Below are 22263 nucleotides of genomic sequence, written 5' to 3'. Positions count from 1 at the left end.
TTTATGGTTAACAGCCGGTTAAGAAGACGCCTGTCCGCCCCATAATTTCAGGAGAACGGCAGCTAAAAGCGCTCCGGCTCAACGCTCCGCCCGGCTCGTCTGCGGCGCCCTGCGGCCGCGCGGCGGCAGCACCGTGATGGTCACCTTCTTGGAGATCAGCATCGGCTTGAACGGCCTGTGCTCTGCATCGCCCAGAACCAGCTGCAAAGTGTGGCGCCCCGGCGGGAGATCGAGCCGCGTTTCAGTCTGACCCGCTCCGAAATGGATATGCTGCTTGTCGGTCGGCAGAGGCTCGTTGGGATCAATGTCCTCCTGAACATCGACCAGAAGGTGATGATGCCCCATGTTGGGCGTCGTATCGCCGGCATGGGTCACGCCCATGTTGCGCAGTCCGAACCTGACAGGAAACGCCCCCCTGATCCTCTGTCCGTCATGCGGATAAATGATGTAGACCACCGCGTCTGACGGCGCAGCGGTCTGCGCATGCAGCGATGTCCCAGCGCCCGGGACAAAGAATCCCGCAAGGACCGCGATAGCGGCGAGGCGGCCACGAAGAACGGCCGGCATGTCTTTCTCCTGTCAAAGCGAACGCGCGACCCGCAATCCGTGCGCGGGATACCGAACCCCGGTGTCGTAATACATGCGGCTTGCCGAGCGGGCATAGCTGGCATCATTACGCCACGAACCTCCACGCAAGACATGTTCGCGGCAGCCCGGCTCCGTCCAGGCAGCTCCGTCCGCGGGCGCGCCTTGATAATTGGGGTGCCAGCAATCGGCGACCCACTGGGCAACGCCCCCGTTCACGTCGCTCAGCCCGAACGGATTGGACACAAGACTTCCGACCTTCAGAGGCTGATGCGCATCGTAAGGGTCACCGCAGCCTTTGCAATTGGCCATTCTGGGGGCCATCCTCTCGCCCCACCAATAGCGTCCCGTGGACCCTGCCCGCGCGGCGTATTCCCACTCGGCCTCGCTCGGCAGCCGATAGGCCAGGCCCGTACTCTGGGCGAGCCAGTCGACATATTGCTGCGCATCCAACCAGCTTAGGTTGCGCGCCGGATCGATATCCTCGCCGCGCACCACGTCGGGGCAGGCCTTCGCGGCGACGCATTGCTTCCATTCGGCGACCGTGATGGGGTAGCGGCCGATCGCGAAGGCGGACACCTGAACGAGACGTATCGGCTTTTCCGAGCTATCCTCGTCGCTTCCCATCCGAAAACTTCCGCCGGGCACCCGGACGAGTTCGGGACAGCCCTGGCAATCGCGGATGCTCGATCCGGAGCCGGTATCTGTTGGCCTGCTGGGTGATGGGATCGCAGCCACGGTGGAAGGCGCCGTTTTCGTCGCTGCTCCTGGCGAGGGGGAAATCGGTGTGATTGGAATCGGCAGGTTGGAGCTGGGGGCAGCGGGAGCCGGAGGCATCCCGGACGGCGCCCCAGCGGCCGAAGAAGCGCTGGTGGATTGCGGCTCCGATGACGACGATTCCGCCTGGAGGAGTCCGGATGCGGACGTTTTGTCGGCCGATTGTTCCAGCGAGGCGGAGCGGCGCCCGCCCTCCGAAGTCTCCGGTTTCATGATGGACCAGCCGACGGCCCCCAGGATCAGCAGCGCTGCCGCGCCCGATGACAGCCAGACCCAGTGCTGCCGCGTTGCCCTTGCAACCGAGGCTGGGTCAGGCAGAACTCTGTAGATCCGCACCGGATCAGTAATGTTCTTGAGCTTTTCATCACCGAGGGATTGGTAACCGCAGACGAGCTTATTCTTGATCTGCTCGTAGACACCCCCGGAAATCAGGACACCGCCGGGATCGGCGAGGTTTTCGAGCCGTGCCGCGATGTTCACGCCCTCACCATAGATGTCGTCGGGATCGACGATCACGTCTCCCAGGTTGACGCCGATCCGGTAGCGGATCCACTGCTCCGGTGGCAGGGACATGTTGCGGGCGGCCATGGATTGCTGGATGACGATGGCGCAGCGGACGGCTTCCAGTGGGCTGTCGAACATGGCGAGGAAGCCGTCGCCGGTCGTCTTCACGAGCCGCCCGTAATGCTCCTGGATCGTGGGCTCGATCAGCTCGCGGCGATGCCTCTTGAGGCGAGCGAGGGTGCCCTCCTCATCCGCGCCCATCAGGCGGCTGTAGCCGGAAATGTCGGCCGCCAGGATCGCCGCCAGACGACGTGGGCTTCCGGCCACATGCGATGTGCTCTCTCCGGGCATCCATGTCTCCCGACAGCACGATCAAGGGTGGAGAGCGTACACCCTTACGCTGGGGGAGCCAATCGCGATCAACCTTTGGAAACGGCCCGAACACGCTCCCGATAGGCCGTATAGAGACCGCTGAGTGCGATAATGCACGCGCCGATGATGGTCCAGGAATCCGGGACAGATCCGAACACGAGATAGCCCAGAGTTCCGGCCCAGAAGAGCTGGATATAGGAGAAAGGCGCGATCGCGGAGGCGTGGGTCTGCCGGTACGCGAGGATGACGAGCCAATGGCCGACGCTCGAGAAGATGCCCATCGCAAGGCCCAGGCCGAGTTCGAAGAGGCTGGGCGTCACCCAAACGAAAGGCAAAAGAAGGCTCAGAAGAACGAAACCGACCAGCGCCGAGTAGGCGAGCGTCGTGACGGCGGAATCCCCGCTCATCTTGCGGGTCACGACGGCGGCGGTAGCCCAGCTCGTTGCACCGAGAAGCGGCAGGATCGCAGCCGCCTCGAAAGTACTCGCGCCTGGGCGAATAACGAAGAGCATTCCGACGAGGCCGACAAAAGCGGCACTCCAGCGACGCCATCCGACCACTTCGCCCAAGAGCGGGATCGAGAGTGCCATGATCAGGATGGGCGAGATGAAGTAGATCGCGGAGGCCTCGGCAATCGGTAGGTAGGGAAGCCCGGCGGTAAACAGCAAAGCCGATCCCACCATTCCGAGACCGCGCAGGATCTGCAGGCTCGGGCGGTGGGAACGCAAGGCCGAACCGCCGCCGCTGGCGAGCAACAGCGGAACTGCCATCAGGACAAAAGTGACATAACGCAACCAGGCAACTTCGACGGCCGGCAACTGGCCGGCGAGCGCCTTCGTGGTCACGTCGGAGCAGGCAAAGAAGACGGTCGAAACGACCATAAGGACCGTGCCATGGAACTGCGCCGCCGACGCTTTGCCGTCCGTGTTGGCAGGAGTAGCCTGCCGGGCGATCGAAGGAGCAGTCATGGATCTCTCGAGAACAGGGGGGACCATCGGGATTCTGCGTCGCGAGACGATCCATCATTCACCATGAGCAATGTTTCGCTCCGAAAGAGAAGCGCAAAGGCGACAAGCATTCCATGCGCCCGAGGAATGGTTCCGAAATCGCGTATGCCCTCTTTCCGCGGCACCCTGCTATAGGAGCTGAGAACCGGCAAGCCGCGTTCATTCATGAGGATCCGTGGAGCTGCGGAATGGTTGGGAAAGGTGAGGTGCCAGGACGGCTCGAGAGTGGCACGTCCGCCTTCAGGCGGCTGAATCTTGCCCTGTTTGCCGCCGGTTTCGCAACCTTCGCCATTCTGTACTGCGTGCAACCGCTGTTGCCGGTCTTCTCCCAGGAGTTTCACGTCAGCGCGGCTGTCAGCAGCCTGTCCCTGTCCTTGAGCACGGGCATGCTGGCCGTCGCAATGCTGGTGACCGGTTCGATTTCGGAAGTCTGGGGCCGAAAGCCCCTCATGGTAGCAGCATTGTTCTCGTCGGCAGTGCTGACGATCGTCTCGGCCGTCGCGCCGAACTGGCATACTTTGCTGGTGACCCGCCTCTTGATCGGCGCGACGTTGAGTGGCTTGCCAGCCATCGCCATGGCCTATGTGAGCGAGGAGGTCGACACCAAATCCATCGGTCTTGCGATGGGCCTGTTCATTGGCGGCAATGCCATTGGTGGCTTGGCCGGCCGGGTCGTCACTGGCGTCCTCACAGATCTCGTCTCCTGGCGGTTCGCCATCGGCACCATTGGGGCCCTCGGCCTCGCGGCGGCGATCGCCGCCTGGCGCAGTCTGCCGGAGTCGCGCCACTTCCTGCCCCGCCGAGCCGACCCTGCCGATCTCCTACGCTCCTTCGCCACGCATTTGCGTGATCCGGGGCTGCGAGCCCTGTTTGCGGAAGCCTTCCTGCTCATGGGCGGCTTCGTGACTTTTTATAACTACCTGGGCTACCGGCTCATCGCGGCGCCCTATTCCCTCAGTCACTCGGCCATCGGCGCCATCTTCACCGTCTATCTCGTCGGCACATTCAGCTCGACCTTCGTCGGCCACCTCGCCGGACGGCTCGGCCGACGGAAAGTGCTCTGGACGATGATTCTTGTCATGCTGGCCGGACTGACCATCACGCTGTCACAGAACCTCCTGCTGATCCTGCTCGGCATCGTCGCCGTGACATTCGGCTTCTTCGGCGCCCATTCGATTGCCAGCAGTTGGGTGGGACAGCGGGCGCAGATCGCGAAGGCACAGGCCTCGGCCCTCTACCTCTTCGCCTATTATTTCGGCTCCAGCGCCGTCGGCACCCTGGGCGGCGTATTCTGGTCGGCATGGAACTGGGCTGGCGTGACTGCTCTCGTAGCAGTTCTGCTGCTGGCTGCGCTCGGAATTGCCCTGTGGCTGACCCGCCTTTCCCCTATCGCGCCGGACGGAACGAGGGTTTAATTACATTATAATTATGTATTTATTTGACTATAATTTAATCTTGAATGTGAATTAAGAGAGAAGCATCTTCAGGTCTGTGAATTTGTCGCAAGGTGCCGTCGTGATGCGAGCGCCTTCCTGCTTTTGCGAACCAGGAAATCGCCATGTCAGGCTCCGCCGTCGCCTCCGCCCCTCCCCTGCCCGCCTCGGGAACCGGCATCAACAGCCCCGCCTCTCTGATCGCCGGCGCTGGCATTCTCGCTGGTGCCGCGCTCATCGGAGCCGTGGTCAATCCGCGACAGGCAGCGCTCTACGTTCTGGGCGCAGCCCTGGGGCTGGTGCTCTATCACGCGGCTTTCGGCTTCACCTCCGCATGGAGGGTGTTCATCGCCGACAGGCGCGGCGAGGGCCTGCGCGCGCAAATGGTGATGCTGGCCGTCGCCTCGATCCTGTTCTTCCCCGTGCTAGCCTCCGGCTCCCTGTTCGGACAACCCGTCTCAGGCCTTGTATCGCCAGCGGGCGTCTCCGTGGTCTTCGGGGCTTTCATTTTCGGAATCGGGATGCAGCTCGGCGGCGGCTGCGCATCGGGAACCCTCTACACGGTCGGCGGCGGGTCCACCCGCATGCTGATCACGCTTGCCGCCTTCATTGCCGGCTCCGCCATCGGCGCGGCACATCTCCATTGGTGGACGGCTCTGCCAAGTCTGCCGAAGATCTCGATTATCGAGACCGCCGGTCCCTGGGCGGGTCTGGCCATCCAGTTGATGGTCTTCGCAATCATTGCGGTCGTCACGATCGTTCTCGAACGGCGCCGGCATGGCCGCCTCCTGACGGCAGCCGCCTCTCCCCGTGTCGGCTTGACCCGCTTTCTCAGGGGCCCCTGGCCTCTCGTGGCGGGCGCCGTCGCCCTGGCGCTCCTGAACTTCGCGACCCTCGCCCTCGCCGGACGGCCCTGGGGCATCACCTCGGCTTTTGCTCTCTGGGGCTCGAAGATCGCGGCGGGCCTCGGCTTCGACGTGGCGAGCTGGCCTTACTGGTCGGCTCCAGCGCAGCAGGCGGCGCTCAAAGGAAGCATCCTCAACGACGTCACATCCGTGATGGACATCGGCATCGTGCTGGGAGCGCTCCTGGCCGCCGCCCTGGCCGGCCGCTTCGCTCCGGTCTGGCGCGTTCCCCTGCGCTCGGCAATCGCCGCGATTGTCGGCGGCCTCCTTCTCGGATACGGCGCGCGCCTCGCCTATGGGTGCAATATCGGCGCCTATTTCTCAGGCATCGCCTCGGGAAGTCTGCACGGTTGGGTCTGGCTCGTGGCGGCCTTCTTCGGCAACGTCCTCGGGACAAAGCTGCGCCCGTTCTTCGGTCTTGAAGTCGAGCGCACGCCGGCGCTGACCGGCTGCTGATCACGAGAGCCCTTCCCTCCGCAAAGGCCATCCGCGGCGTTTGGCCTGCGCCCGGGAAAGTCGGCATCTTGGGAACCTAGACCGCACTTAGCCGCTTTCTCCCGCGCCTGTTCCGATTGAACGAGAAGGCGGGAGATCTCATGAGGGCCGGTTTGCGACATCTCTGGGGGGTGTGTCTGGCAACACCCCTGCTCTTGAACATCCCTCAGGCATTGGCCCAAACCAATCGCCCCTGGGTCGATCCGCCCGCCGATCTGAAGGCACCGTCTCCTGCACAGCCGGCGCAGCCCGCTCCTCCACCGCCCGCCGCGCCAGCTCCCGCTCCCGAAGCTCCGCCGGCAGCTCACGCAGAGAGTCCTGTTTCGCCGGCGCCGTCCGCGCAGAGTGCGCGTCCGGATCAGACTTCGCCGACGCTCGCTTCGCCGCAGAACGATGCGAGGCCTGAACGCACGCAAGCGGCGCGAGACCTGACGCTTCGCTATCTCCAATCCTGGTCCAGCGTGACGGAGGAGGGCCTCGATGCGACATCCGAATTCTACGGACCCCGCGTCCTGTTCCATGGCCGGTTGGTGAGCGCCCGCAACCTCATGCGCGAGAAGCGGCGGTTCATCCGCCGTTGGCCCGAGCGCAGCTACAATGCCCGCCCCGGCACGCTGCAGGTGGCTTGTGAAATGCAGGGAGATGACTGCGCCGTGCAAGCAATCTTCGACTTTACCGCCGCGCATCCGAAGCGGGGCAGGCAGGCGCAGGGGGTGGGCGCCCTCCAGCTGATCGTAACCTTCGTCGACAATCAACCTGTCATTGCCGCCGAGAGCAGCATCGTGCTCGACCAAGGCCCCGATCAGCCCGTCGTGATACCGGAGGAATCGGACGATGACTGAGTCGGATCTTGATCAGAACAGCCTCTCGCCGGATCGAGATCCGGCAGAGCTCCGCGAACGGGTGCGCGCCATGATCCGCCAGGAGCTTACATTCTTCCACCCTACTGAGGATGCGCGCCAGCCTCTCGAACTCATCGTCGAAAGCTCGCTGCGTTATTCCGAACGTGATGGTTTGCTGAAGATCACGGCTCTCGATGAGAGCGGAAAGCCATGCGAGAACGACGAGAACCTCGGAGCCGAGGCCACGATCAGAGGGATTCTGGAGGGGATTCGACGCACAAGACCCGCCCTCTTCAGGCAAACACCTGATCAGGAAGATACTCTTCCGGGCGCGCCTGATGCATCTCCAGTCGAGCGCGATTGGTTAAGCGTTGTTTCACCGAAGGCCGCCGTGCCGCGCTATTCAGAACGGATTCATTCAGCGCGCTTGGGTTGGCAACAGGCCAATGCCTGGTTTCATCGACAGAAGCCGCGCTGGAGCAGAACCGCAGCACAACAGGCAGAGCGACTACGTATGCTCGGCGCGCGATGGCCCGACATGGTCCGGAGCGTATCACGACGACTGCCGACGGATGGCCCATGGCGAAGGAGACCGGTTGTTCTCGGTGCTCTCGCCGCGGCAGCCCTTCTTGCGATCGGTGCCTATGCGGCGCTTCGCAACGGCGAACGAAATGATCATCCGTCCGGACCTGCTCTGACGGGCAGCGTTCCTGAGATGAACGGGGCAGCGGGCACTCCGCTCCGCGGCCTTCCCGAGGTGATCGATACGTCGACTCTTTCTCTGCAGGGCCGCGTGATTCATCTCTTCGGAGTCGAATGGGCTTCTGGCGGCGGCAAGCCGGACGACTTGTCTCGCTATCTCGCCGGCCGAGAAGTGAGTTGCCAGCCGGTGGCAGGCACCAATACGCATCGCTGCACTGTGGAGGGCAAGGATCTCTCGACGGTCGTGCTCTACAATGGCGGCGGTCGCGCGACCTCACAGGCAACGGAGGATCTCAAGGCCGCCGCCGAGCATGCCCGACAGGCGCGTACCGGAGTCTGGAGCCGATAGACCGACGCTTCAGGCGAACATGTTGTCCTGGAGGAAAGGATTTGTCGCCCGCTCCTGTCCGATGGTGCTCATTGGACCGTGGCCACAGATGAAAGTGACGTCATCACCGAGCGGCAGCAGTTTCGTCTTGATCGCGTGGATGAGCGCAGCCCCATCTCCTCCGGGAAGATCCGTGCGGCCGACGGAGCCGTTGAAGAGTACATCGCCAACCAAGGCAAAGCGATCATCACGCGATACGAGAACGACGCTCCCTGGCGAGTGGCCGGGGCAGTGCAGCACATCCATGACAAGGCCGCCCACGGTCACCGTGTCGCCCTCTTTAAGCCAGCGATCCGGCATGACCGCGCGCACGCCGTCGAAGCCATAGGCGCGGCCCTGCTCCGGCAAATGCTCCAGAAGCGTCCGATCTGCCTCGTGAGGACCTTCGATCGGAACTCCGAGATCCTCCTTCAGCTGCGTTGCACCGCCGGCATGGTCGATATGGCCATGGGTGAGGATGATTTTCTCGACCGTCACGCCGCTCTCGTCGATCACCTTGCGGATGCGGTCGAGATCGCCCCCGGGATCGATCACCGCTCCTTTCTTGGTGCTGTCGTTCCACAAAAGCGTGCAGTTCTGTTCGAACGGCGTGACCGGAATGATGGCGGCGCGCATATCTGACACGACAGAATCCTCGAATGGCTGACAGAGACGACATAGGGATATCAGCAGCGTCTTGGAAGCCCTCGCGATCACGTCCCTCCCCTGACTTTGACTTCCCTTGACCTTGCGCTATCCCGGTTCACATAGTCACGGGCGCAAGCCAGGAAGGAATCGACGGAATGGAAACGAGAGCAGCCGTGGCGTGGGAAGCGGGCAAGCCCCTCACCATCGAAACCGTGCGCATCGAAGGCCCCAAGGCGGGCGAAGTGCTCGTGGAGATCATGGCAACGGGCATCTGCCACACGGATGCCTATACGCTCTCGGGCCTTGATTCGGAGGGCAAGTTTCCGGCCATCCTTGGCCATGAGGGCGCAGGCATCGTGCGCGAGGTCGGAGCGGGCGTGACGAGCCTAAGGCCCGGCGACCATGTGATTCCGCTCTACACACCTGAATGCCGCCAGTGCAAATCCTGCCTGTCGCGACGGACCAATCTCTGCACGGCGATCCGCACCACACAGGGGCAAGGTCTGATGCCCGACGGCACAAGCCGCTTCCGCTGCGATGGGGATACGGTTTTCCACTACATGGGCTGCTCGACCTTTGCGAACTTCACCGTCCTGCCGGAGATCGCGCTCGCGAAGATTCGCGAGGACGCGCCCTTCGACAAGATCTGCTATATCGGCTGCGGCGTCACGACGGGCATCGGCGCAGTGATCTATACGGCGAAGGTCTGGCCTGGTGCGAACGTCGTGGTGTTCGGCCTCGGCGGCATCGGCCTCAACGTCATCCAGGGCGCCCGCATGGTCGGCGCCGACAAGATCATCGGCGTCGACATCAACCCCGCCAAGCGCGCCATGGCCGAAAAATTCGGCATGACGGACTTCATCAATCCGAATGAGATCGGCAGCGACAAGGTCGTGCAGGCGATCATCGATCTGACCGGCGGCGGTGCCGACTTCTCCTTCGATGCGACTGGCAACGTGAACGTCATGCGCCAAGCCCTCGAATGCTGTCACCGGGGCTGGGGCGAAAGCATCATCATCGGGGTCGCAGAATCGGGGAAAGAGATCGCCACCCGGCCGTTCCAACTCGTGACGGGACGCGTGTGGAAGGGAACCGCGTTCGGCGGCGCACGCGGGCGCACGGACGTGCCGAAGATCGTCGACTGGTACATGGAGGGGAAGATCAATATCGATGACTTGATCACCCATCGGATGCCGTTGGAGGAGATCAACACGGCTTTCGATCTCATGCACGAGGGCAAGTCGATCCGATCCGTGGTGATTTACTAAGACCTCTAGGGATCGTTCACTCCAACTGATTTGTTACGGCCAAGCTTCGCGACCGCGAAGCTTACAGATTTCCCACGTTGAAAGGTGTTCCAGCGCACTGCTTGCGAGGTAACGCAAAGGAATATTAGGATTTGGAATGATAGAGCATAGCTCTTGAGAACCATTTGAGCTATGAGAGCGCTCTTCATCCGAATCTTTTCATCCGAAGTCGATCATGGAACAGAGCCGCGAACCCACTCTCAGACCCAATGCCGACCAGCTGGTCGGCAAGGCCGTCAGCATGACGCAGGCGGCCCTGGCCTCCGATGCCGGCAAGGCCGTACGGGTTGCCCTCACCAAAGGCCAGGAGGGGCTGATGCAACACCTCTCCCAGGCCGCCCAGAAGAATATGCCCGATCCCCTGACCCAGGCGCGTGTGCTTCTCGCGGAGCAGAGCCAGAACTTCGATGTGATGCGCGGCGCGATCGGCCAGATCGGCGAATCCCTTGCCCATCTCAACGAGGCGGCGCCGGATCCACATGCCCGAGAGCCCCATATCGCGAGCCTGCTCAACGCCCAGGCCGAGGCGATCCAGGGACTAACCCTGCTGTTGCTGAAAGGCCAGCAGGTGCAGACTCAGCTGATCGATGCCATGGGCGCCCATTCCGGAGCCTCAGCCGCTCCGGGCGGAATGCCCAAATGGGCCTATTACGCGATGGGCGGCATGATGGTCTGGAGCTTCCTCACCATGATCTTCTCCACGATCTTCTAACGGTGCGGAACCCGCCGCGCCCTGAATTGCGTAAGAAAGCAATTCTCAGCTACATTTCATGACTTCGTGGGGGCAAGCTCCATGTTCGACGCCAAGAAACTCCTCGATGCACTCGGAACGCCGGCGGCACCCAGCGCCGAGCCGGCCACACCTCCTACGGCTCCGAAGCCGGCCGAGGCGCCCAAGCCCGCTGCGGCCAGCCCTCTCGGTGCCGGCTCCCTACTCAGCGACCTGATCGATCTGGCGAACAGGCCTTCCCCGCCGCCAAGCCAATCCTCGAATGGCGACCCGCAGCCTGCTGCACCCAAGCCCGAGAAGGCCGCTGCCCCCCCACCATCGGATCTCACGGATCTCCTGCTCCGCCGCGCTCAGGATTACCTCAAGACGCCGCAGGGCAATGCTGCCGTGCATGCGGTCATGGCAGGCGTCACCAAGGCCGTGGTGAACTCGCAAACCGGACGCAAGCTCACGGAAAAGGCCAAGGCCAAGGGCGTCGCCCTGTTGGGCCGCTTTATGAACAAAGGCGAAGAGACCGGTCCTCTGCTTGAGGCACAGGCCCTGCCTAAGCCCGCGGATCCGCCAGCGCTTCCATCGCCCACCATCGGAACTCCTGCCCTTCCTCCAGTGCCCGCCGCGTCCGAGAGCGAAAACACGGCGCTTCTGGTCCTGCGCGCCATGATCGCGGCAGCCGCAGCCGATGGGCGTATCGATGAGGACGAGCGGGAGCGAATCCTTGGGACGCTCAAGAATGCGGGAATCGACGGCGAAGGCGTTCATCTCGTTGAGGCGGAGCTCGCCCGTCCTGCGACGGCAGCCGAACTCGCCGCTGCCGTGAAAACCCGGGAAGCCGCCATCCAAGTCTATACGGCGGCGCGGCGCATCATCACACCGAACACGGTGGAAGAGCGGGTCTTCCTGGCGCATCTCTCGGGAGCCCTCGGCCTCGATCCGCGCCTCGTCGCGCAGATCGACGCCGCAGCATCCGGGGTAGCCCCGGGCTAGGTCGTCGCAGGCGTTCCACGCTCGGCTGGCGGAAACAACTCCGCGTGGCTCAGGCCGAGCGCCTGGATCAAGGCCAAGGTCTTGAGATCGCAGAGCTGCTGCCGGGCAATCATTCCCTGCAGATCGGCGATGGCGACCTCGCAAATCTCGATCTCCTCTTTCTCAGAAACCAACCCACCACCAATGCCCTTTCGGTCTGCCGCGGAGTACGGCGCGAGGAAGAGGTGGATGCGCTCCGTTGAATAGCCCGGCGACGCCCAGACGGCTCCAAGAGGCTCGAGAGCCTGCAGGGACAGGCCAGCCTCCTCCATCGCCTCCCGCCGAATCGCATCCTCCGGCATTTCACCAACATCGATGAGACCTGCGATCGCTTCGAGCAGATTCGCAGGCTCATGCGCCTGCATGGCGGCTGCGCGGAATTGTCTTACGAGGACGACCGTTTTCCGAGCCATGTCGTACGGAAGAACCGTCGCTGCCGGAGGGCTTTCCAGAATCTCACGCACCATGGTCTCGCCGCCAGGCGCAGCAAGGGTGAGCGACAGAAGATTTCTTCGCCCTGCATGGAGAACCTTAACCCGCCTGATCTCATGTCCAGACATGTTCTTCTCCTGCGCAACGGAGTGCCAGAATGCTGCGCTTCCAAGAGAATCTTCGTGATTTTCCAATCGAGTGCCGATGCAGCGTTGCCTCTTGTGGCTCCGGAACAGGGCACGTGTTGCATTGCATCAACGCCAAGCCTCCTGTAGCGATCATAGAGAAGTGATTGTCGCGAATCTGGAATTTCATGCGATTCGCCTCACGATAAGATTCTGACAAAGTTTGTTCGCTTAGCAGACCGCGAAGCGCCGTCGCACAGAACCGGCGAACCACTTCGCCACCTTGGCGTTTTCGATAGGAGGATGATGGAAGTGCACGCGATGAAGTCCAGGGAGCGGAACGGCACGATTGATTTCTGGCGAGGCCTTGTCCTCGTGATCATTTTCGTCAATCACATTCCCGGTAACATCATCGAGCATATCACGCCGCGCAGCATCGGTTTCTCCGATTCTGCCGAAGCCTTCATCTTCATTTCCGGGCTGTCGCTCGCGCTCGTCTATTATCCCAAGATTCCGCAAGGCGATATCATAGGGGTCGTCCGCCGATGCCTGCGGCGGTCCTTCGAACTCTACCGAATGCACCTTATCCTGACCGCGGGCGCTATCGTTCTCTTCTCGATCGGCTACGAGCTCAGCGACGACATTGGGCTGATCGAGGCGGACGGCCGCAGTGCAGTCTTCGGCAACACGACGAAAGGCATCACCGGAATCCTGCTCCTTGGGCATCAGCTTGGCTATTTCAACATCCTGCCACTCTATATCGCACTGATGCTATGGGCGCCGGTCGCGCTCGTTCTGACACGAATCCATGTTCTCTTCGCGCTTGCGGTGTCATTCGGAATCTACGCGCTCGCACGCGACGGCATTCTCGCACTGCCAAGCTGGCCAGAACCCGGAACATGGTTCTTCAATCCGTTCGCCTGGCAGCTTCTGTTCACCATCGGAATCGTGGCAGGCGTCGTCTTCAGAACGCGGTCGGTACCGCTTACGCGAACCTGCCTCATCTGCTGCCTCGTTGTCGTCATGAGCTCTCTGCTCGTGATCATGGACGTGTTCGGCTTGGCTCCGGGCCTGCGCGACGCGGCCTTCACCCAGCTTGATCTGCCGAAATATGACCTCGGTCTCGGCCGCCTCGTGCATTTCCTCGCCATTACCTATCTGCTGACCCAGCTGCGCGTCGGAGAGAAGCTTGAGCGCACCATCATCGGCCCGGACCTGCGCCGGCTGGGTCGCAATGGGCTCATGATCTTCGCCGCAGGCTCGCTTCTGAGCGCCCTGGGGCAGGTCATCATGACGCTGACAGCCGTTAAATCCTCCGCTAGTCCCCATATTATCGGTATGGTATTCACGATCATCGGGGTAATTGGTCTCCTGGCACTGGCGCGATATCTGGAATGGAACAAATTCAACGCGGACGGCCCGCAGAGCGGCCGTGCACGAAGCCTCGCTCTGCCGTCCGCTTCGCCGGGGCGCTTATCTCCCTAAGCTTGGCCATTTTCACAGTGCCATTGTCAGCATCCGCAGCGGGTAACACATGTGCGGCTCCCGGTCCGGTCTTCAGACCGCAAGGCCTGCTGACCGCGATTGCGCGAAAGCTCAATCGTCACGAGCCCGTGCGCATCCTGGCGATCGGCTCGTCATCGACGCAGGGTATCGGCGCCTCCGCACCTGACCGGACCTACCCGGCCCAGCTGCAGGAAGATCTTGCGGAGATTTGGCACGAGCAGGTGACGGTCGTGAATGCCGGGATAGGAGGCGAGAAAGCCAGCGATACGGTGCAGCGGCTGGAAACGGCACTCGAATCCGACGGCTATGATCTCGTGATCTGGCAGGTCGGCACCAACGATGCCGTGTCGGGCGTCGCCGAGGACGGCTTCAAGGCCCTCCTGGAGCGCGGCGTCGCAGCCGCCAAGGCGACCAAGACCGAGATGATCCTGCTTGATCAGCAATATTTCCCGACGATCCGTGACCTCGCCCGCTACGAGAGCTTCGTCCAAGCGGTCAGCCGGATCGGAGAAGAACACAACGTTCCCGTCTTTTCTCGTTATGCGATGATGAAGCAATGGGCTCAGCAGTCGGAAACCGAACTGCGCTCCATGCTCTCCTCTGACAGCTTCCACATGGGAGACAAAGGCTACGAATGCCTTGCCGACCGTGTGGCTGAGGAAATCGCTTCAGTCGTCATGCGTCCCACCGTTGCGGATGCCGACCGGAAGACGGTTGCATCTGCCAGACGTCGTTAACGGCGCAGCAACATCCCGCACTTCAGGATGAGAATCGGTCTAGGAATCGCATGATCCGATAGAGCGGCAAACAGGATCCTTATGGCGCAGACTCCACCAGCCGCGAAACGCGGGCTCTCCCTTAGGACGCTTCTGACGGACGGCCGCGTCGCATTGATGCTGCCGCTCGGCTTCTCGTCGGGATTGCCGTTCCTTCTCGTATTCAGCACCTTGTCCGCCTGGCTGAGGGAGGCCGGCATCTCGCGGACCGAGATCGGCATGCTGAGCTGGGTCGCGCTTGCCTATTCCTTCAAGTTCCTATGGGCGCCCATCGTCGATCGGTATGACGTGCCGGTCCTTGCCTCCCTGCTCGGCCGGCGGCGCGGATGGATGGCGCTGTCGCAGATCACCACCGCCGCCGGCCTTGTCGGCATCGCCTTGAGCGATCCACAGACCTCCCTCCCGCTCACCATCACGTCCGCATTGCTCGTCGCATTTTCCTCCGCGACCCAGGACGTGGTGATCGACGGATGGCGTATCGATGCCGCGGCCACTGAGCGACAGGGCATGATGGCTGCCAGCCTGCAGCTCGGCTATCGGCTGGCCTTGATCTGTGCGGGAGCCGGGGCCCTTTACATCGCGGAATTCGTGAACTGGCGCAGCGCCTATCTTTCCATGGCAGCGCTCATGATCGTGGGTCTGGCGGCAACCATCGCCGCGCCGCGCCTCGACGAGAATTCTCCGCGGAAGCGTCTCCCCTTTACGGCGGCCATCCTCGAGCCGCTGATGGAGCTTTTTCGACGCAAGGGCCTGATCCTGCTTCCGATCCTGGCGCTGGTCGCGTGCTTCCGCCTGCCCGATTTCGTAGCGGGCGTCATGGCCAATCCGCTCTACATCGATCTCGGCTTCTCCAAGGCCGACATCGCCAACGTTTCGAAGCTCTATGGCGTCTGGGTCGGAATCGCCGGCGCCTTTGCCGGCGGCATCGCGATCACGCGCCTCGGTCTCTGGTGGGCGCTTCTGATCGGCGCGTTCATTGCCGCCTCCTCGAACCTCATGTTCTCGTGGCTTGCCATGGAGGGCGCGAGGCTCGATCTCCTGATCCTTGCGATCAGCATCGACAACTTCGCCTCGGGCTTCGCCGGCTCGGCGCTCGTGGCCTATATGTCGGGGCTCACGGCACCCGGCTATGCGGCGACGCAGTATGCGCTTCTGAGCTCGCTTTACGCGCTTCCGGGCAAAGTGATCGGCGGCGCATCGGGAGCAGTCGTCGATGCCTATGGCTACCCGCTCCTGTTCTCCGCGACCGCCGCCATCGGGATTCCGCTCGTGTTGCTCTGCTTCGTGGTGAGACGGGACACCATGCAGAAAGACGAGGAACCGGCAACCGCAACGGCCACGGCGGGTTCACGCGCCTGAGGCGGCATTCTATCCCGCCCGGGACGATGATTTCGCGATCAGGGATCAGACCCAGCCGCCATCCACGAGATAGCTCTGCGCCGTGATCGCATCGGCATCCTCGGAGGAGAGGAAGAGCGCGACCTTGGCGATGTCCTCCGGCACCAGCTTGCGCTTCACGCACTGACGCTTGAGCAATTCCTGTTCGCCCTCGGGCGTCAGCCACAGGTCGATCTGGCGCTGGGTCATGATCCAGCCGGGCACGATGGAATTGACGCGGATGTTCTTCGGACCGAGTTCGCGCGCGAGGGCGCGCGTCAGTCCGACGACGGCGGATTTTGCGGTCTTGTAGGCTGCAAAGGAATCCTCGCTGACGAGATAGCTCGTCGAGCCCATATTGATGATGGAACCACCACCGGCCTCCTCCATGTCGGGCAGGACCGCCTGAGCCGCAAAGAACTGGTGGTCGAGATTGGTGGCGAAGCGCTCGCGCCAGTATTCGGGCGTCACCTGGTCGATGGTGTGACGGTCGTCCCGCGCAGCATTGTTCACGAGGATCGTGATCGGACCGAGAGCTTCGCTCGCGCGGCGGATCGACGCCTGGAGCGCCGGGATGTCACGGACATCGTTATGCTCGAAATGCACGCGCTCGCCGAAGCGCCTCGCGAGAGCCTGCCCGGCCTCGGCATTGTAGTCGAGCACCGCGACCTTCGATCCCTGCGCATGAAAGGCCGTCGCGATGCTCTCGCCGATGCCACTGGCACCGCCCGTGATGAGAACGGTCTTGTTCTTCAGGGAGCCGTAGATGGTCTGGGTCATGATGTCCGTTTCGAATCTTGCTGCGTTCTGTCGTCAGAGGTCTCAGGCCGCAGGAACTAGGGTCGTGCGGACGAGCCGACAATGCCATGGAAAGTCGCGAATGCCACTAGCTCGCGCCCGGCCCCGGCGTTGCGCCAGGCGGGCATTTGCCGAGGATGATCATGCCGAGCACTTCGTCCTGTGTCACGTCGGTGACATTCGCCGAGCCGACGAGCTTGCCGTTCTTCATCACGCTGACGCGGTCGGCGAGACCGAACACGTCATGAATGTCGTGGCTGATGAGGAAGATCCCGATACCTTCCTTCTTCAGCTGCAACACGAGATCCGCCACCTGCTGTGTCTCAGCCGGGCCGAGAGCTGCGGTGGGCTCGTCCATGATCAGAACGCGTGCATTGAAATAGATCGCGCGGGCGATAGCGACGGACTGGCGCTGGCCGCCGGAAAGTGCCTTCACCGGCTCCTTGAAGCGACGGAAATGCGGGTTGAGCCGCGCCATCACCTTGCGCGTTTCCGATTCCATGGTGGCATCGTCGAGTGTTCCGTAGGATGTCAACACCTCGCGGCCGAGGAAGATATTGCCGGCTGCATCGATGTTGTCGGCCAGTGCGAGGGTCTGGTAGATCGTCTCGATCCCATAGCGCTTGGCGTCGCGCGGCGATGCGATATCCGCATGCGCGCCGTTGACATAGATCTCCCCTGCATCCGGCCGATAGGCGCCGGACAGGATCTTGATGAGCGTCGACTTGCCCGCGCCGTTATGGCCGAGAAGCCCGACCACTTCACCGGGGCGAAGATCGACAGAGACACCATCCACCGCCTTGATGCCGCCGAATGCGATGGAGATGTTGCGCATCTCGACAAGCGGGGCCGTATCGTTGGTTGCCATGATGCGATCCCTTACTTGATGCGACGGCGATAGAGGCCGTCGACCCAAACCGCCAGCACCAAAACGGCGCCGACCACGATGTTCTGCAGCGGCGTGTCGACCCCGAGCAGCACCATGCCCGATTGCAGCGACTGCATCACGAGGGCACCGAGCATGGCGCCGGCGATCGTGCCGATGCCGCCCGCCAGCGATGTGCCGCCGATCACTGCGGAGGCGATGACGTAGAGCTCATCGAGCGTACCGGCCGCGTTGGTCGCGGCGTTGAGGCGTGCCGTCGAGATACAGGCGGAGATGCCGCAAAGCAGGCCCATGAGGCCGAACACTTTCATGAGCGTCCAGCGTGTGTTGATGCCGGAGAGCTCTGCCGCTTCCGGATTTCCGCCGATGGCGAAGACATAGCGGCCGAAGCGCAGGCGCTTTGCCAGGAACGTCATGACGAGGCCGACGACAACCGCGATCAGAACGGGCAGCGCGACACCATGAGGAATGAACAGACCGCCTTCGGGCCATGCGATGCCGTTGGCTTCCGCCCAGCTCCGTGCGATCCCGACCGGCAGGGGATAGGAGTTGACAATCGCCGCGGCGCCGAGCACCGCGCCGCAGGCAAGAACCGCGATCACGCCATCGGCCCAGACCGGGCGCACCGGAAAGCCGAACCGAATGCGCTGGCGGCGCGCAAACCCCAGAGCCACCACGATCAGCCCACTGGCGATGCAGGCGATGATCCAGGTCGCCGTTGCACCAAGCGCGCCTTCGACTCCGCCGCCCAGCGCCTTGAAGCGCGTGTCCATAGGCGCAATGGTCTGGCCCGCCGTGACCCACCAGGCCGCGCCGCGCCAGACCAGTAGGCCGCCCAGGGTCACGATGAAGGAGGGAATGCCGAGATAGGCGATGAGCCAGCCTTGGAAGAGCCCGATGGCGCCGCCGATGATAACGGCGAGAAGAACGGCGAGCGGCGCCGTCAGCCAGTGCTCGAAGCCGAGCCAGCCGGGGAGCCACTGCACCTGCACCACGCCGACGATCATGCCGACCAGGCCCAGAATCGCACCGACGGAAAGATCGATATTGCGGGTAACGATGATCAGCACCATGCCGGTCGACATGACGGCGATGGACGCGGTCTGCACCGACAGATTCCAGAGATTGCGCGGCGTGAGGAAGAGGCCGCCGGAGAGAATGTCGAACCCGATCCAGATGACTGCGAGCGCCCCCAGCATGCCGAGCATGCGGACATCGATTTCCAGTTTCGAAAGGAGCGATCCTTCCGTGGCGGGGCTCCGGGGCGGAACCGTCGTCGTGGCGGGTGTTGTCATGACATCGTTCGCTTCATGCAAATGTCGTCCGAGGCCCCTGTCGTCGTTCCGGCATGCTGGTCGGCATGCCAGAACCTATCGCTGCCAACGGAGCAGAATAGGGCGCAACGGCAACCGCTGCACGTGAGGTGCAGCGGTCATGTGTGGAGATCCGGGTCGCGCTCAAAGGGCGTCGACCCGGAACGGTCGGTCGGATCAGTTGCAGACCTTCACGGAACCGGGCTTCACGCCCTGGCACACGACGTCCTTCGTCACCCAGCCGGCATTGACGACCACGTCGAGATTATCCTTCGTGATCGCAACCGGCTTAAGGAAGATCGCCGTCATGTTCTGCTTCTTCGGGCCGAGGTTCCACGAGGTCGAGCCCTGGATCTCGTTCAGCTTCTTGCCGCCAGCCAGCTGCACGGCGATTTCCGCCGCGTTGCGACCAAGCTCACGAGCATCCTTGAACACGGACACCGTCTGCGTGCCAAGTGCGACGCGGTTGAGCGCCGCCTTGTCCGCATCCTGGCCAGAGACCGGCACGGAACCGGCAAGGCCCTGTGCGGCCAACGCCGCGATGGAACCGCCGGCCGTGCCATCGTTGGCGGCCACGACCGCATCGACCTTGTTGTTATTCTTGGTCAGGAACTGCTCCATGTTCCGCTGCGCGTTGGCCGGAAGCCAGCCGTCGGTATAGGCCTCGCCGACATTCTTGATCTTGCCGGCGTCAATGGCGGGCTTGAGCACTTCCATGGAGCCCTGGAATAGGAAATTGGCGTTTGGATCGGCGCCGGAGCCCTTGATGAAGACGTAATTACCTTCGGGCTTCACCTTCAGCACCTCGCGGGCCTGCAGACGACCGACTTCCACGTTGTCGAAGGTCAGATAGAAGACCTGCGGAATTTCGATGAGACGGTCGTAGCCGACAATCGGAATACCCTCAGCCACAGCTTTCTCAACGGCCGGGCGGACGGCATCCGCATCCTGCGCCAGCACGATCAGCGCCTTGGCACCACGGGCGATCAGACTCTCGATATCGGTCAGCTGCTTGGCGGGCGATGATTGGGCATCGGCCGACACGTAGGTGCCGCCGGCCTTTTCGACCGCAGCCTTGATCGCGGCTTCGTCGGTCTTCCAGCGCTCTTCCTGGAAGTTCGACCAGCTGACGCCGACCACCGGGCCTTTGCCCTGCGCGAGGGCTGCATTTGCTGACAGGGCAAGCGCGGCCAAGCTGACGAGTAGATGCTTCTTGGACAACATCGGTTTCCTCCTGGGGCAGAGCGGTCTCCGCAACGCCCTCTTTGTCATGGCGAGCCGCCCACCTCAGGATGCCCAAGGCCAGCTTCTCAAGCTCATGCCCGCCACGTGTATTTTTCGAGCAAGAAAATAATTATCCCGTTCATTTCGCCTTTCAAGCGGCCAAGACCTCATCATTTGGTCGAAGCAGTTTCTTTTTGGAGTTGTTTTGTTCGACGAGCGAATAAATATGGATTCCATGTCGATCACTTCCCTGTCCCCTCGCGAGATCGCCCGGCGGCGGCTGCTCGATACCCTGCGCCGGGAGGGCCCGTTGGCGCGCGTCGAGATCGGGCAGCACCTCGGCATGAGCCCAGCCAGCGTATCGGAACTCACTGCAAGCCTCCTGGACGAAGGCGTCCTCGTGGCGGAGGAAGGGGGCGATACCCTGCCCGGCCTGATCCGCGGGCGCCCCAAGGTCCGCCTGTTTTTTGCCGAAACGCTCGGGTCGGTGATCGGTGTCTGGACCGGCTTTAACCGGATCGAGCTGCGGCTCGTGGACAGCGCCGGCCGCAACCGTTCCAGCCGGCACATCGAATACCCTTTGCGCAATCTCGAGGCGGATGCACTTCTGGACGTGCTGGCCGAAACGATCACCACATTCGCCCGCGATACGGGAGCGCCGGATGTGAAGGCGATCGGGCTCGCCTGCCAGGGATATGTGGATACACGCGATGGAATCGTCGCCTGGAGTCCCGTTCTCGGCACGCGCGATCTTCCCCTGGCCAGCGGCCTCGGCGAGCGCCTCGGAAAGCCCGTCCTGATCGAAAACGATGCGAGCGCCATGGCGTTCGCCATCGCCCAGCACGACCCGGCGCTGCGCGTCGGCAGGACCGCCTGCCTAATGATCGGCGACGGCGTCGGCCTCGGGTTCCTTCTTCAGGGCGAGCTTTATCGCGGAGCACGCTCTGGCGGCAGCGAATTCGGACATGTGCGCCTGCGGCGTGGCGGCCCGCAATGCCGCTGCGGCGGACGCGGCTGCATCGAGGCTTTCCTGGCAGACTACGCCCTGCACCGCGATGCGCAGCTTATCGACCACCGCCCTGCCCCAACCATCCTCATCCCCAGCGAGGAGGCCATGGGCGCCCTCGTGACCCAGGCCCGTGGCGGGGACGCAGCCCTGCTCCAGCTCTTCCGGGAAGCAGGCGAGGTGCTGGGCGATGCAGCGAGCATCCTGATCCAGACCCTCGAACCGGATCATATCGTCCTCTGCGGCCCCGGCACTCGCGCCATGGATCTTTTGCGTCCCTCCTTCGAGGCGGCGCTGGAGGTCCAGACCATTCCGGCTCTGCGGTCCCTCACGACGATCCAAGTTGTGGAATCGTCCATGGATCTTCTCACGGAGGGCGTCGTCATGCAGGCCCTGCGCGAACTCGATCTCGACCTCGCCCGGTTGAAGGCGGCGTGAGGAGCGTCAGCTCTCTTCTTCGATCTGACGGATCAGCATCCTGCGCAGATCACTCAGGACGTCCTCTCGGATCGCCAATTCCGCCTCGCCGCTGATGGCGACCGAGATGCGCATCAGATGAAGGACGATCACCGCCATCCGTTCCGCGCGCTCGCGCGACAGGGGCGGATCCATGGCGACAAGAAGCGCGGCGATCTGGCCCCGCATGCGCTGCCGCCGTTCGGCCTTCTTGGCCTTGTCGGCGGCTGGCCGGTCGGACAGGACCGCGAAAGCAGGATGGGCCTCGAGGAAAGCGGAGAGGTCCCGGAAGAGCCTGTCCACCAGCGTTGCGGGTTTCGCGCCCTTCGCAGCCTCCTCCAAGGCGTCGAGCATCCGGGAGAGCGCATCGCCGTTCACGTCCTGGAGCGTGTCGGCTAGAAGCTCCTTGGTGGGAAAGAACTGGTAGAGCGAGCCGATGGAAGCCCCTGCCCGGGCGGCGATCTCCGTCATCGTCGCGGCATCGAAGCCCTTTTCCGCGAAGATCTCCTCCCCAGCCCTCAGAAGCGCCGCCACGCGCTCGCGGCCGCGACGGCGCTGAGGCGAACGCACCTCGGGATGCGGTTTCTCTCTTGTCTTTTGTGAGGACATCCTCATATATCCAAATGTGAGCCTATCCTCATATTTTGCAATGACCCGGAAAGGCTCT

At 62.8% G+C, this 22263-nt stretch carries 21 protein-coding genes; 11 read left to right on the top strand and 10 right to left on the bottom strand.

Annotation, left to right across the window (positions count from 1 at the left end; translation table 11 throughout):
- Window positions 1-78: 78 nt before the first annotated feature.
- The 3 genes from K9B37_RS14780 to K9B37_RS14770 all read right to left on the bottom strand — a co-directional run bounded on the left by K9B37_RS14780 (window position 79) and on the right by K9B37_RS14770 (window position 3206).
- Window positions 79-567 (bottom strand): DUF4399 domain-containing protein, encoded by a 489-nt coding sequence (locus K9B37_RS14780; RefSeq protein ID WP_224314041.1) that lies wholly within the window; start codon window positions 565-567, stop codon window positions 79-81.
- 12 nt (window positions 568-579) lie between these two features.
- On the bottom strand, window positions 580-2217 hold the full coding sequence (locus tag K9B37_RS14775; RefSeq protein ID WP_224314040.1) for an SUMF1/EgtB/PvdO family nonheme iron enzyme: 1638 nt from the start codon (window positions 2215-2217) through the stop codon (window positions 580-582).
- 68 nt (window positions 2218-2285) lie between these two features.
- On the bottom strand, window positions 2286-3206 hold the full coding sequence (locus K9B37_RS14770) for a DMT family transporter (RefSeq protein WP_224314038.1): 921 nt from the start codon (window positions 3204-3206) through the stop codon (window positions 2286-2288).
- Between the two features lie 227 nt (window positions 3207-3433).
- Between K9B37_RS14770 and K9B37_RS14765 the strand changes: the two genes are divergently transcribed.
- From K9B37_RS14765 to K9B37_RS14750, 4 genes are all read left to right on the top strand, one after another.
- Window positions 3434-4660 (top strand): MFS transporter, encoded by a 1227-nt coding sequence (locus K9B37_RS14765; protein ID WP_224314036.1) that lies wholly within the window; start codon window positions 3434-3436, stop codon window positions 4658-4660.
- A gap of 143 nt (window positions 4661-4803) precedes the next feature.
- The gene (locus tag K9B37_RS14760) at window positions 4804-6039 is read left to right on the top strand and encodes a YeeE/YedE family protein (protein WP_224314035.1); all 1236 of its coding nucleotides are present in this window, start codon (window positions 4804-4806) and stop codon (window positions 6037-6039) included.
- Window positions 6040-6179: 140 nt separating this feature from the next.
- On the top strand, window positions 6180-6920 hold the full coding sequence (locus tag K9B37_RS14755; protein ID WP_224314033.1) for a hypothetical protein: 741 nt from the start codon (window positions 6180-6182) through the stop codon (window positions 6918-6920).
- Window positions 6913-7971 (top strand): thermonuclease family protein, encoded by a 1059-nt coding sequence (locus K9B37_RS14750; RefSeq protein WP_224314031.1) that lies wholly within the window; start codon window positions 6913-6915, stop codon window positions 7969-7971. The genes K9B37_RS14755 and K9B37_RS14750 overlap by 8 nt, the downstream gene beginning before the upstream one ends.
- Window positions 7972-7980: 9 nt before the next feature.
- On the opposite strand, the gene K9B37_RS14745 is transcribed toward K9B37_RS14750, so the two are convergent.
- A complete protein-coding gene (locus K9B37_RS14745; protein WP_224314150.1) occupies window positions 7981-8625 on the bottom strand; it encodes an MBL fold metallo-hydrolase in 645 nt (214 codons plus the stop codon).
- Between the two features lie 167 nt (window positions 8626-8792).
- Here K9B37_RS14745 and K9B37_RS14740 point away from each other — a divergent pair, with 167 nt between their 5' ends.
- From K9B37_RS14740 to K9B37_RS14730, 3 genes are all read left to right on the top strand, one after another.
- Window positions 8793-9905, top strand: a complete 1113-nt coding sequence (locus K9B37_RS14740) for an S-(hydroxymethyl)glutathione dehydrogenase/class III alcohol dehydrogenase (protein WP_224314030.1) — start codon at window positions 8793-8795, stop codon at window positions 9903-9905.
- A gap of 214 nt (window positions 9906-10119) precedes the next feature.
- Complete coding sequence (locus K9B37_RS14735) at window positions 10120-10656, top strand: hypothetical protein (protein WP_224314028.1); 537 nt, start codon at window positions 10120-10122, stop codon at window positions 10654-10656.
- Window positions 10657-10737: 81 nt separating this feature from the next.
- Window positions 10738-11658: a tellurite resistance TerB family protein gene (locus K9B37_RS14730; RefSeq protein WP_224314027.1), complete on the top strand. Its 921-nt coding sequence runs from the start codon at window positions 10738-10740 to the stop codon at window positions 11656-11658.
- On the opposite strand, the gene K9B37_RS14725 is transcribed toward K9B37_RS14730, so the two are convergent.
- Window positions 11655-12257 (bottom strand): NUDIX domain-containing protein, encoded by a 603-nt coding sequence (locus K9B37_RS14725; protein WP_224314025.1) that lies wholly within the window; start codon window positions 12255-12257, stop codon window positions 11655-11657. The genes K9B37_RS14730 and K9B37_RS14725 overlap by 4 nt on opposite strands.
- A 300-nt stretch (window positions 12258-12557) precedes the next feature.
- Here K9B37_RS14725 and K9B37_RS14720 point away from each other — a divergent pair, with 300 nt between their 5' ends.
- The 3 genes from K9B37_RS14720 to K9B37_RS14710 all read left to right on the top strand — a co-directional run bounded on the left by K9B37_RS14720 (window position 12558) and on the right by K9B37_RS14710 (window position 15895).
- Complete coding sequence (locus K9B37_RS14720) at window positions 12558-13739, top strand: OpgC family protein (protein ID WP_224314023.1); 1182 nt, start codon at window positions 12558-12560, stop codon at window positions 13737-13739.
- Window positions 13649-14497 (top strand): SGNH/GDSL hydrolase family protein, encoded by an 849-nt coding sequence (locus tag K9B37_RS14715; protein WP_439651734.1) that lies wholly within the window; start codon window positions 13649-13651, stop codon window positions 14495-14497. The genes K9B37_RS14720 and K9B37_RS14715 overlap by 91 nt, the downstream gene beginning before the upstream one ends.
- Window positions 14498-14578: 81 nt before the next feature.
- On the top strand, window positions 14579-15895 hold the full coding sequence (locus K9B37_RS14710) for an AmpG family muropeptide MFS transporter (protein ID WP_224314019.1): 1317 nt from the start codon (window positions 14579-14581) through the stop codon (window positions 15893-15895).
- Window positions 15896-15940: 45 nt separating this feature from the next.
- Here the strand turns inward: K9B37_RS14710 and K9B37_RS14705 are convergent, their stop codons facing one another.
- From K9B37_RS14705 to xylF, 4 genes are all read right to left on the bottom strand, one after another.
- Window positions 15941-16693 (bottom strand): SDR family NAD(P)-dependent oxidoreductase, encoded by a 753-nt coding sequence (locus tag K9B37_RS14705; protein WP_224314018.1) that lies wholly within the window; start codon window positions 16691-16693, stop codon window positions 15941-15943.
- 106 nt (window positions 16694-16799) lie between these two features.
- Complete coding sequence (locus K9B37_RS14700) at window positions 16800-17579, bottom strand: ATP-binding cassette domain-containing protein (RefSeq protein ID WP_224314016.1); 780 nt, start codon at window positions 17577-17579, stop codon at window positions 16800-16802.
- A gap of 11 nt (window positions 17580-17590) precedes the next feature.
- Complete coding sequence (locus tag K9B37_RS14695; protein WP_224314014.1) at window positions 17591-18892, bottom strand: sugar ABC transporter permease; 1302 nt, start codon at window positions 18890-18892, stop codon at window positions 17591-17593.
- A 195-nt stretch (window positions 18893-19087) separates the two neighbouring features.
- A complete protein-coding gene (gene xylF, locus K9B37_RS14690) occupies window positions 19088-20134 on the bottom strand; it encodes a D-xylose ABC transporter substrate-binding protein (RefSeq protein ID WP_224314012.1) in 1047 nt (348 codons plus the stop codon).
- A 235-nt stretch (window positions 20135-20369) separates the two neighbouring features.
- Between xylF and K9B37_RS14685 the strand changes: the two genes are divergently transcribed.
- On the top strand, window positions 20370-21578 hold the full coding sequence (locus K9B37_RS14685) for an ROK family protein (RefSeq protein ID WP_224314010.1): 1209 nt from the start codon (window positions 20370-20372) through the stop codon (window positions 21576-21578).
- Between the two features lie 6 nt (window positions 21579-21584).
- Here the strand turns inward: K9B37_RS14685 and K9B37_RS14680 are convergent, their stop codons facing one another.
- A complete protein-coding gene (locus tag K9B37_RS14680; protein ID WP_224314008.1) occupies window positions 21585-22205 on the bottom strand; it encodes a TetR/AcrR family transcriptional regulator in 621 nt (206 codons plus the stop codon).
- Between the last annotated feature and the right edge of the window lie 58 nt (window positions 22206-22263).

This window comes from Microvirga puerhi (assembly GCF_020089865.1).
Lineage (GTDB): Bacteria > Pseudomonadota > Alphaproteobacteria > Rhizobiales > Beijerinckiaceae > Microvirga > Microvirga puerhi.
Note: the sequence above shows the minus strand (reverse complement) of the source record. Positions and strands in the feature narration are given on the sequence as shown.